This window comes from Mycoplasma sp. 2261 (assembly GCF_053851575.1).
The window spans coordinates 1-11,714 of sequence record NZ_JBSQAX010000001.1; the positions used below are offsets into that span (position 1 = coordinate 1).

Consider the following 11,714-nt stretch of genomic DNA (forward strand, 5'->3'; position numbering starts at 1 on the left):
TAAATTACTAATTTCATTCTTAAATTGTTTTATAGTTTGATTAAGACTAAAATCTCTGCTAGATAATTCACCTATTTCTTGATTAGTTAAATCAAGATTTTTAATTAAATCTTTTTGTTTAATTTTAGTGTTATTTAATGTATGCTGTGCTTTTATTAGTATTTTCTTTGCAACTTCAATCTCTTTTGTTCCTTCTGTTTAATGATCGAAATACTATTATTTAATAAATTTTGATTTTTATTAACTAGTGAAACATAAGTTAATGTTGCTCCAGCAGTAACTACCAGCCCCGATGCAATCGCAAGGTATATTCCTAATTTATTTTTTTTAGTTCTTCTCATAAAAATAACTCCTCAATGAATAAAAAATGGATTATATTTCACCACATATTAAATTAAACTAGATAAATTTTAGTCAAGATTTTAAACCATAAGTTTATTTACGGGTGGATCTTATATGATAATTATATATATATTGATAAAAAGGTTAAAAATTCTTTAATAACCATTGAATATATGAAATATTTTAACTAATAAATTAACAATTATGTCTATAAATTCATACATATATTTATTTTTAGCAAATAAATAGCCTTCATTAAAAAGGTTTATAGTTGCGATTTTAAAAAATAAAAAAGGTGAGTTTAACACCTTTATTAAATTTTTTTATTTTAAATATTTACTTTTTTAGGATGGATTTTTAGTTGAAATTAATAGTTGTCGAATCTTCTTTTAGCTTTTTTAGCTTTTTTTGCTGTTCAACAATTATCTTATTGATAAAATTATGCATTTTTTCAACGGCATTATATGGATTAGTATAAAACGAATCAATTAAATTTTTGTATATATATATCTTAAATTGAATTTTTTCTCGCAATTCTTTAAAGGCTTGTTCACGATATTTAATAAGTTCTTCCTTAGGATAAGTAATACCAATATTAGATAAATCAGATTCCTTTATTGCTTTTCCATCAGAGGTAATAAATGTATTTCCAAAATCTTTATATTGTGAATATGTTTTTTCTAAAGTTTGAACTTGTTTGATATACTCTTTAACTAAATTAGCTCGTTGCTCAACATTTCAAAGAGTTGTTGTGTCGTTAATTGGACCATTTATCATATTGAAATAATCATAAATTTGATCTTCAATTTCTTCTATTTGAATTTCCAAAACATCTTCAAAAAAATTTTTAACCTTCTTAATTTCAGATTCAACAAAACCACTAAATTTAGCACTTATTTCATCTTCTAATTCTTTATGATTTTTTGTATCCTTCTTTAAATCTCTTAATAAAGTATCTTTTTCTTCCTGAGTAAATGGCAATTTTTTACCACTAAAAACTTCGAATAATGCATTTATTTTTTGATCACTTGTTATTATATAAAAGGTTCATCATCTTCATCTCAAGGAACATTGTGTTCTGGTTCATTTGGAAACAAAACTATTCCTTTATCATTGTTTAATAAAAAATCAAAACCTTGCTTGCCTTCTTTTGATCTATCATAATGTTTATATAAATTCTTGTAATAAAAATTATCAATTACATTCTTAATTTCTTCATTAGTTGGGTCACTAAAATCAATTTCAATTTTTGGTGCTTCATTTTTTATATTATTTATAAGATTATTGTTAGTGTTAATTGAATCAACTGAGTCTAGTTTAATTGCATTCTTAATTAATAGATCTTTAATTGGTTTATTTTGTTTTATTAAGTCTGTAAGAACTTCTTTTGAATGATGTTTCTTTAAATCTTCATAAACAATTTTAATATTATCGCCAAACTGTTGATTTTTATCTTCATTTGGAGTTTCTGGTTTCTTTGGTTCAGCTGGTTTTTCTGGCTTCTTTGGTTCAATTGGTTTTTTTGGTTCTTCTGGTTTAGCAGGATTTGCACATGATAGAGCTATAATTGGTGTTGCCAAAACAGGCAAAAATCCTAAAAAAAAGTAATTTGCTTTTTTTCATTTTTTTTCCTTTCAATTTAGTATTTTTTATAATTATATGACCAACCAAAAAAAAATAGCGCTTTTTTTAAAGAAAAATCATATTTTAAATTAAAAATTTATGGCTAATTTAACTTACTATACACTTTTTTTCCATCACTTAATTTTTGTATAATATTTCTAATTTTAGGCTTAAAAAAACTAAAGTTTTATACTGTCATAAACCAATGCAAATAAAAACATAAATAATTCATTAATACATATTAATAAAAAACGCGATAAAAAAATGAAAGTCACAAATTAAGCTTAAATTAAACATAAAATAAATAGTTTATATATTAATATTTAAGAATTTTTTAACCGATATTTCATTTTTAAAAAATATATACTTTAATAATATATGTTATCGGCCTTGATTATACTCATTTTTTGTTTCACTAGAGGCATTTATAATAATTGATACACGAAATAAAATAATAAAAAACTCAAATCATTATTTGTGACTTGAGTCTAATTATTTTATTTTGCCTAATGTATTCTTATTTTTGGTTATTATCTAAATTTCCTTATTTAATTAGAATGTTCAATATTTTATTTTCAATATAAATAACTTTAATCACTTGCTTGTCTTTTAATCATTTTTTAATTGAATCAAGCTGCATTGCCTGCATAACAATTTCATCATTGTTCCAAATTGGTCGAATTTCTAACTGACCACGCAACTTTCCGTTAATTTGTACACCAATTTGCGGATTTTTTTCAATAATTAAATTAGTTTTGGCAATTGGTCATTTTTGGTAAAATATCGATTTTTCACCAATCATTTCCAAAAATTCTTCTGCTATATGAGGAGCGAAAGGTGAAAATAAAATAGCAAAGTTTTTAATAATTTCTAATGAATTAATTTTTTCAATATTCGCAAGAAAATTAATAAAGACCATAAACTTGCTTATTGCTATATTAAACTTATATTTTTCAATATTTTCACTAATATCCAAAATAAGTTGATTAATATTGCTATCAAGTTCCTGATTTTCATCAGTTATATCAATGTTTTTTCTTAATTTATCAACAATAAGATAAATTCTATCGAGTCATTTTCTAATTCCGTTGAGAGAATCTGTATTTCATGACTTTGACTCAGTTAAGGGGCCCATAAACATCTCATATAACCTTAGGGCATCAGCACCATGTGATTCAACTAGACCATCAGGATTGATGACATTGCCAAGAGATTTTGACATTTTTTGTCCATCTGGTCCTAAAATTAAACCTTGGTTTATTAACTTTTGAAATGGTTCCTTGGTATTGACAATGCCTAAATCATATAAAAATCTATGTCAAAATCTAGCATATAATAAGTGTAATACGGCATGCTCTTGGCCGCCAATGTATAAATCCACTGGCAACCATTGATTAAATCTTTCCTTTGCTTCTTGACTATCAAGCGGTAAATATGTTCCGTCATCATTTTTTAAAATATAGGCCAGGAAATATCAACTAGACCCTGCTCATTGGGGCATTACATTAGTATCATGTCGATATATCTTATTATCAACTTCAACATATAATCAATCCTTAATGTTGGCAAGTGGTCCTTCTGTTGAGCCTGATGCTTTAATATTATTAACCTCAGGAAGTTTTACTAAATTATCAACTAAATAAATTTTATTATTTTCATCAAATAAAACCGGAAACGGTTCGCCCCAATATCGTTGACGTGAAAATACTCAATCTCTCAATTTAAAATTAGTTTTATTATCAACGACGCCCATCGCATTTAATTTATGATAAATAACTTCTGTTGCTTGTGCTTTTTTAAGGCCGTTTGCGATATCAGAATTAATATGTTTAGAATCGTCAACAAACGGTAACTTCTCCGCTTCTAATACTTGTTTAATAGTTAGATTATATTTTCTTGCAAACTCATAATCCCTGGCATCATGAGCAGGAACAGACATTATTGCTCCTTCGCCATAACTCATTAAAACATAGTCAGAAACTCAAACCGGAATATTTTCATTTGTTAGGGGATGACTAACATATGCCCCAGTGAACAAACCTGTCTTGTCTTTATTAAGTTGCGTTCTTTCAAGGTCGTTTTTTGTTTTTGTTATATTTATATAATCGATAATTAATTTCTTATATTCATCTGTACAAATTTCTAAAAGCAATGGATGCTCAGGACTAATAATAATCGATGAAACACCATAGATAGTATCTAATCTGGTTGTGAAGGTTGCAATATTTTTCTTTGAATTTTTAAGATTTCATCTAACAATATGACCTTGTGATTTTCCGATTCAATTTTTTTGTAATAATTTTAAACTTTCGGGTCAATCAAGGCTATCCAATCCCTCTAGGAGTTTATCAGCATATTTAGTGATCTTTAGGACTCATTGCTTCATCGGCTTCTTGACGACAGGAAAATTACCGCGCTCCGAAACTTTTTGCCCGTTAATTTCAATAATTTCTTCGTTGGCCAATACTGTGCCCAATCCTTCGCATCAATTAACGTCAATTTCCTCAATTGAAGCAAGTCCATGCTTATATAATTCCTTAAAAATTCATTGAGTTCAAATATAAAACTTGGGATCAGTAGTATTAATTTCTTTATCATAATCATATGAAAATCCCATTAGTTTTAATTGTCTACGAAAGTTATTAATATTTTTTATTGTGAAGGGGGCTGGGTGGTTTCCGGTCTTAATTGCATATTGCTCAGCAGGTAACCCAAAAGCATCTCAGCCAATTGGATGCAATACATCAAATCCGTTTAATCTTTTGTAACGTGAAATTATATCTGTTGCAGTATAGCCTTCAAGATGTCCAACATGTAAACCAGACCCCGAAGGATATGGGAACATATCAAGAATATAGGCCTTTTTATTGCTTTTTTTTGTTGTCTTAAATGATCTATTTTGTTCTCAAAAATCTTGTCATTTTTTTTCTATTAGTTTATGGTTATACATGTTATTAATTTTACATTAATATCTTTTTTTGCAAATATAATGTTGTTTAATTTCTTGCAAAAAACATTAGCACTGTTTTTATATAAATTATTGTAAAATTTAATATATTATTTTTAACTGTAATACAACAAAACAATAAAGGAAAAAATATGGCTGAAGAAAGTAAAGATTATAAAGACACATTATTAATGCCACAAACAGAATTCTCAATGAAAGCAAATCTTGCTGATAAGGAAATTATCTTCCAAAAAAAATGAGAAGATGAACAACTATATCAAAAAATTTTAGCTTCCAACAAAGGGAATAAAACATTTGTTTTGCATGATGGACCTCCATATGGGAATGGGAATATTCATGTTGGTCATGCGTTAAATAAAATCCTTAAGGACATAATTGTACGATTCAAAAATATGCAAGGCTTTTATGCTCCATTTACACCCGGCTGAGATACTCACGGGCTTCCTATTGAACACAAAATGTTAGTAGAACGAAAAATGACTGCAAAAGATTTTTCAGTTGTGGAACTAAGAAGAGCATGTGAAGAGTATGCCCTAAGTCAGGTTGCAAAACAAATGGAACAATTTAAAAAGCTTTCATTGCTAACTGATTTTAAAGAAATTTATGTTACTTTAGATAAAAGATTTGAAGCACAACAATTAAGACTTTTTAAAAAAATGCTATTTGATGGTTTGATATACAAGGACCTAAAACCAATATATTGATCGCCTTCTTCACAATCTGCCCTAGCAGAGGCTGAAGTTGAATACGCAGACCATATTTCACCATCAATATTTGTTGCCTTCAAGATTACAAAAGGCAATAATATTGTTTGTAAGGATGAAAAACTAATTATATGAACAACTACTCCGTGAACATTAATTGCAAATTCAGGTGTAGCTATCAATTCAGAATTTGAATACATCAAAATAAAAGTTAATAATATTACTTACATTTTAGCCGAAGGCCTAGTTGAATCAGTTGCTCAACAATGTAAATGAGAAAAATATGAAATTATTGGAAGCAGTTTCAAAGGTAAAAACTTATTAGGAATAAAATACGAAAGTCCAATTAATAAACTAATTTGTCCAGTCGTTGAGGGACACCATGTTACACTTGAAAATGGGTCAGGATTAGTCCATATGGCGCCTTTATTTGGCGAAGATGATTTTATTATTGGAAATAAAAACAACCTTGAAAAAATTATGCACGTCAATGATGATGGGACATTAAATGAAAAAGCACTTCAATTTAAGAACATTTTCTATGATGATGCTAATCCATTAATTGGTAATTTCTTAGAGGAAAATAATTTATTGCTTGGATTCAAAAAGATAAAACACTCATATCCTCATGATTGAAGAACCCATCTTCCAATTATGTATCGCGCCACTCCTCAGTGATTTGTATCCGTTAAAAAGGTTAAAGATAAAATTCTAAATGAAATAAATAATGTTAAAACATATAACGAGTGATCAAAAAACCGTCTTGAATTAATGCTTGAAAATCGCGATACTTGATGTATTTCAAGACAACGAAGTTGAGGTGTTCCTATTATTGTTTTTTATGACAAAAACAAAAATCCAATATTGGAAGAAGAAATATTTGACTATGTCATAAATCTTATAGAAAAACATGGCTCAAACATATGATATGAAAAAACAGCAGATGAATTATTACCTGAAAAATATCAAAAACTTGGATACACTAAGGAAAATGATATTATGGATGTTTGATTTGATTCAGGATCAACTTCACTAGGCGTTAAACCGGCTGCTATTGAGGCGCCATTTGACTTATATCTTGAAGGTTCAGACCAATATCGTGGTTGATTTAATAGCTCAATGATAAATTCGGTTGCTTGAAGAAATAAAAGTCCCTTTAAGTCATTTCTATCGCATGGTTTTACCCTCGATGGCAAGGGGCGCAAGATGTCTAAATCATTAGGAAATACAGTTGACCCGCTAGAAATAGTAAAAAAATATGGTTCAGATATTTTAAGATTATGAGCTGCAAACTCTGAATACACGGCCGATATTACAATTGATAATAAGATTTTGGAACAAAATGTCGAAATTTATCGTAAATTAAGAAATACAATCAAATTTATGCTAGGAGCACTATTTGACTTTGATTTTAATTATGTTAGTCTTGAATCTATTCATGCATTAATGTTTGAAAAAATAAATAACTTGGAAGCTAAAATTCTATCCTTTTATGAAAATTATAAATTTGTAAATGTTATTAAAGAAGTAAATAATTTTATCATTGATTTAAGTTCTTACTACATCACAATTACAAAAGATATTTTATATCTAAATAAACAAGATAACTATGAAAGAAGACAAGTTCAAACCGTTTTTGCCAAAACCATTAAAACTTTATTGCAAATACTTGCTCCTATACTTCCAACAACTATGGAGGAAGTATATCAATATTATAACGAACCTAATAAGCAAGAATCTGTACACTTATTAAAATGAAATCTAAATAAAACTTTTTCAACAAAGCTAAGCGATAAATGACAAGAATTTTTTGATCTAAAAGACGAGGTTTATAGATTAATTGAAGAAAAGATTAAATTGCAAGAAATTAAGAGACAAAACGAGGCATTTGTAACTATTACAACTAAATCAGAATTCATAAAATCATTACCACTAGCTAAATTACTAATGATTGCTAAATTGACCATCGGAAACGAAATGAAGGTTGAAAAACGCGAATCATATAAATGTCTAAGATGTTGAAATCACTTTGAAAAAGATCAATTTAGTTTTAAAAATGAAATTTGCTTTAGATGCGAGGAGGTTATTGATGCAAGAAAATAAAAAGGAAAAATACTTTTCAAAAGAATATTGAAGAACAAATTGAAAATTCATTCTTGTTAACATAGCAATTTTTTTGGGAGCATTATTTATTTTCTTATTAATAGACCAACTTACAAAGGAATATATTTTTAGATGAAAAGATAAAAGCATTTTATCTCCAGATCTAGACTATGAAATCGGCAACAAATTTATAATCTTTAAATCAGTTTTTCACGCTGGCACTACTTTAGGTTTTTTTGAAAGCAATTTGCCAGTCTTGCACACATTTAGTTTTGCCATTATTTTAGGTTCACTATGAGGCGTAACTTTTGTTAGAGAAAAGCATTCAATATGCATAACTATTTTTCTTGGTTTAGTAAGTGCTGGATCTATGGGTAATATGATTGATAGATTTATATTCGGTGGCGTAAGAGATATTATGAATTTTCCGTGAGCAAACCAAGGAGTTTTAAATTTTGCTGATATTTGATTAGTTTTAGGAGCAATAAGTGTGGTTTTATCGATTGTAACCATACATTGAATAAAACATTATAAAAAGAACAAACTAACAAAAGACGAAAATAAGGTTTAACTAAACCTTATTTTTTTCGCTCTTTTTTCATATATTTGTTATATTTCCAAGTTTATAAATTAAAAATTTATAGGGAGGAAAAATGAAAAAATTAAGTGAAAAAGAATGTGATGAAATTGCTGGCGGATTTGCTATATCAGCCTTAATTACTTCTATATTAGGAGCAATTCCAATAATCACCTCAGCAATAAGCTCTACCGTAGGTCTAATAAGATCAGTAAATTCTTCAAAGGGCGAAATTAAAACTAAAGATTTCAATGCAAAATGGGAAGACACTGATAATAACATTGGCTTCAATGTTGGCTTTCATTACTGCTTGTAAATAAAAAACTAGGAAACTTTCCTAGTTTTTTATTATTAATCTTCTTTTTTGAAATAAGTACTTATTTTTTTGATTTTTCTAATATCTTGTTAAATCTTTCTACACGACCACGTGCCTTAACGTCTGTACGATTTCCGGTGTAGAATGCATGACAATTAGAGCAAACATCTAAAGATACTTTTTCAGCGGTTGAACCAAAAATAAAATCTGTGCTACACGATGAACATGTTGCATGAATTTCAGAATATTTTGGATGAATTTCCTTTTTCATAGAATATGCTCCTTATATATTATTTATTGAAGTTAATTAACTAGCAAAAATTATAACATAAAAGCGTTATTTTTACTCATTAATATTTTTTCATTTTCACTCAACAACTTCTGGCATATCGTAGCCAAATTCATGAATATATTCATTATGTTCTTGTATTTTTTTGTTCATTAAATCGATAAAATTTTGTTCCTTAGAACCATATAATTTCTCTATTGCATCTTTAGCAATGTGGTATCTATCCATTTCACTTAATTGTCTGATATCAAAACTAGTTGTTATATCACCATTTTCACGATAACCATGAATAATTAAATTGTGATTTGTTCGATCAAAGAAAATATCTCTTATTAAACCTTCAAATCCATGGAAAGAAAACACAACTAGTTTATCTCTTGTAAATGCTTTATCAAATTCCTCGTCACTAATTCCACGTGGATCGATCTTAGGATTTCTTAATTTTAATAAATCAACAACATTAATATACTTGATTTTAAGCTTAGGAAAATGACTATGAACAATAGAAATTGCTGCTAGTGTTTCTAGGTTCGGTTCAACACCAGAGGATGCAAAGACAATATCAGGCGTTTCTGTTTCCTTAACATTTGAAGCTCAATCAATAACCTTATAGCCTTTTTCAACAAGTTCTTTTGCTTCATCGATATTGAAAAATTGTTCTCGCGGTTGCTTAGAAGCAACAATTAGATTGATAACATTTCTTTCAGTTAATGATTTTTCCATAACAGCCAAAAGTGTATTAGAATCTGCAGGCAAATATTCTCTTATTAATTCAGGACGTTTGTCGGCAAGATGGCCTAAAAGGCCAGGATCTTGGTGCGTATAACCATTATGATCTTGTTGAAATGCTGTTGAAGTTGCAATAATATTTAGAGATGGATAATCATTTCTTCATTTCAATTCTAAAGACTTCTTTAATCACTTCATATGCTGAGTTAACATTGAATCGATAACCCGTAAAAATGATTCATATGAAGCAAAAAAACCATGGCGTCCAGTCAAAACATAACCTTCTAAAAAGCCTTCAGCCTGGTGCTCACTTAATTGTGAATCAATAATTCTACCAACAGGACCAACAAATTCATCATATTTGTCCGAATATTCCTCTAATCATTGACGCTTAGTAACTCTAAAAAGTTCAAATAATCTATTTGATTTTGTTTCATCAGGACCAAAGACCCTAAAATTATCAGGATTTTTTGTTACAACATCAGCCATATATTTTCCTAGTTCAACCATATCCTGCCCTTTATTTTTACCAGGATATTCAACATTAGTAGCAAATTTTTCTCATGGAGATAAATCTAGATAGCGTGAATTGATTCCTCCGTTTGTTATTGGATTTGTTGCCATTCTTTGCTTACCTTTTGGAGCCAGGTTTTTAATTTCGGCTAGAATAGTTCCGTTTTCATCAAAAAGTTCTTCAGGTTTATATGATTTTAGTCACTTTTCTAACTCTTTAATGTGAGTAACATTAAAAGCACTAACAGGCAAGGGCACTTGATGTGCTCTAAAACTGCCTTCAATTGCTTGTCCATCTCAATCTTTTGGACATGTCCAACCTTTCGGGGTTCTAACAACTAGCATAGGCCATAATGGTCTTGTTACATTATTTGGCCCGACTAATTCTGCCTTAGCCTTAATATTTAGAATATCTTCAATAGCTTGATCCATGATTTTAGCCATTTCTTGATGAATTTCAACACTAGTTTTATTGCCACTTCATTCAAAGAAATATGGCTTTCAACCTAAACCTAAAAAATATTGTTCAATTTCCTTTTTTGGTTTTCTTGCTAAAAGAGTTGGATTAGAAATTTTCCCACCATTTAGATGAACGATAGGAAGAACAACACCATCATTCACTGGATTAATAAACGAATTTGAAAATCATCCAGCACAAAGGGGCCCAGTTTCAGCCTCACCATCACCTATAACCGCAGCTACAATCACACCAGGATTATCCAATATTGCTCCTGTTGCATGCGATAATGAATAACCTAACTCTCCACCTTCATGAATTGATCCAGGTGTTTCAGGAGCAGCGTGACTTGCTGTTCCACCAGGAAATGAAAAACGCTTGCACATTCGTTGTATCCCTTTTTCATCCTGTGAAATTTGGGGATAAATTTCTGAATAAGAACCATCCAAATATGAGTTAGATATCATGACTTGGCCGCCATGTCCAGGACCCTCTATATAAAACATATTTAAATCATATTTATTAATAACACGGTTTAAATGGGTATAAATAAAATTTTGTCCAGGAATTGTTCCTCAGTGACCAATAGGATATAATTTAATATCATCTTTTGTTAATTCTTTTTTTAATAATGGATTGTTTCTTAAATAGATTTGAGCAACACTTAAATAATTAGCTGCTCTAAATCACTTATCCATTAATTCAAAATATTCTTTTTTATCAAAATTACTATTCATATTCCTCCATAATATATTTTTGCAAAAAATATAGTAATAATATTTTACATCAATTTATTAAGAAGTAAAGGGGTTAATAGCTAATCATACATAAAAACAAAAAATGCCCTACAATAAACATAGTCATTTTTTTAAAAACACATTTTATTGTCAATTTCTCCAAAAAAGCGTATGTCGAGTTTCTTGATTTAATGACAACTGTAATCTTTTTTGTTATATCAATTTATTATAATTTTCTACAATAGTTTTTAGTTATAAAAAGCCATTTTTTTAACATATGTTTAATAACTAAATCTAGATCATTTACTGAAAATAAATTTTAATTGAGAATTTTATTTGTTTTGTGATGAATTACA

9 protein-coding genes are annotated in these 11,714 nt (G+C 28.6%); 3 read left to right on the forward strand and 6 right to left on the reverse strand.

The genetic code is table 4. The annotated features are described in order from the left end of the window. Nucleotides 1-155: 155 nt before the first annotated feature. The 4 genes from ACWXVM_RS00005 to leuS form a co-directional block, all read right to left on the reverse strand. Entirely contained in the window at nt 156-341 is a 186-nt protein-coding gene (locus ACWXVM_RS00005) for a hypothetical protein (protein ID WP_455993596.1), read from the reverse strand. Between the two features lie 358 nt (nt 342-699). Continuing rightward, the gene (locus ACWXVM_RS00010; protein ID WP_455993598.1) at nt 700-1,407 is read right to left on the reverse strand and encodes a hypothetical protein; all 708 of its coding nucleotides are present in this window, start codon (nt 1,405-1,407) and stop codon (nt 700-702) included. Continuing rightward, on the reverse strand, nt 1,377-1,931 hold the full coding sequence (locus ACWXVM_RS00015) for a hypothetical protein (protein ID WP_455993600.1): 555 nt from the start codon (nt 1,929-1,931) through the stop codon (nt 1,377-1,379). The genes ACWXVM_RS00010 and ACWXVM_RS00015 overlap by 31 nt, the downstream gene beginning before the upstream one ends. Before the next feature lie 578 nt (nt 1,932-2,509). Continuing rightward, a complete protein-coding gene (leuS, locus tag ACWXVM_RS00020) occupies nt 2,510-4,915 on the reverse strand; it encodes a leucine--tRNA ligase (RefSeq protein WP_455993602.1) in 2,406 nt (801 codons plus the stop codon). A gap of 149 nt (nt 4,916-5,064) precedes the next feature. Here leuS and ileS point away from each other — a divergent pair, with 149 nt between their 5' ends. From ileS to ACWXVM_RS00035, 3 genes are all read left to right on the forward strand, one after another. Continuing rightward, nucleotides 5,065-7,740 carry an isoleucine--tRNA ligase gene (ileS, locus tag ACWXVM_RS00025; protein WP_455993604.1) on the forward strand — a complete coding sequence of 892 codons (2,676 nt, stop codon included), beginning with the start codon at nt 5,065-5,067 and terminating at the stop codon, nt 7,738-7,740. Then, nucleotides 7,727-8,311, forward strand: coding sequence for a signal peptidase II (locus ACWXVM_RS00030; RefSeq protein WP_455993606.1), 585 nt, complete (start codon nt 7,727-7,729; stop codon nt 8,309-8,311). The genes ileS and ACWXVM_RS00030 overlap by 14 nt, the downstream gene beginning before the upstream one ends. Nucleotides 8,312-8,393: 82 nt before the next feature. Beyond that, complete coding sequence (locus ACWXVM_RS00035; RefSeq protein ID WP_444704768.1) at nt 8,394-8,633, forward strand: hypothetical protein; 240 nt, start codon at nt 8,394-8,396, stop codon at nt 8,631-8,633. Between the two features lie 61 nt (nt 8,634-8,694). On the opposite strand, the gene rpmE is transcribed toward ACWXVM_RS00035, so the two are convergent. Together rpmE and ACWXVM_RS00045 are read right to left on the reverse strand one after the other, a co-directional pair. Next, the gene (gene rpmE, locus ACWXVM_RS00040; RefSeq protein WP_438340297.1) at nt 8,695-8,904 is read right to left on the reverse strand and encodes a 50S ribosomal protein L31; all 210 of its coding nucleotides are present in this window, start codon (nt 8,902-8,904) and stop codon (nt 8,695-8,697) included. A gap of 72 nt (nt 8,905-8,976) precedes the next feature. After that, nucleotides 8,977-11,358: a phosphoketolase family protein gene (locus tag ACWXVM_RS00045; RefSeq protein WP_455993608.1), complete on the reverse strand. Its 2,382-nt coding sequence runs from the start codon at nt 11,356-11,358 to the stop codon at nt 8,977-8,979. Nucleotides 11,359-11,714 lie beyond the last annotated feature (356 nt).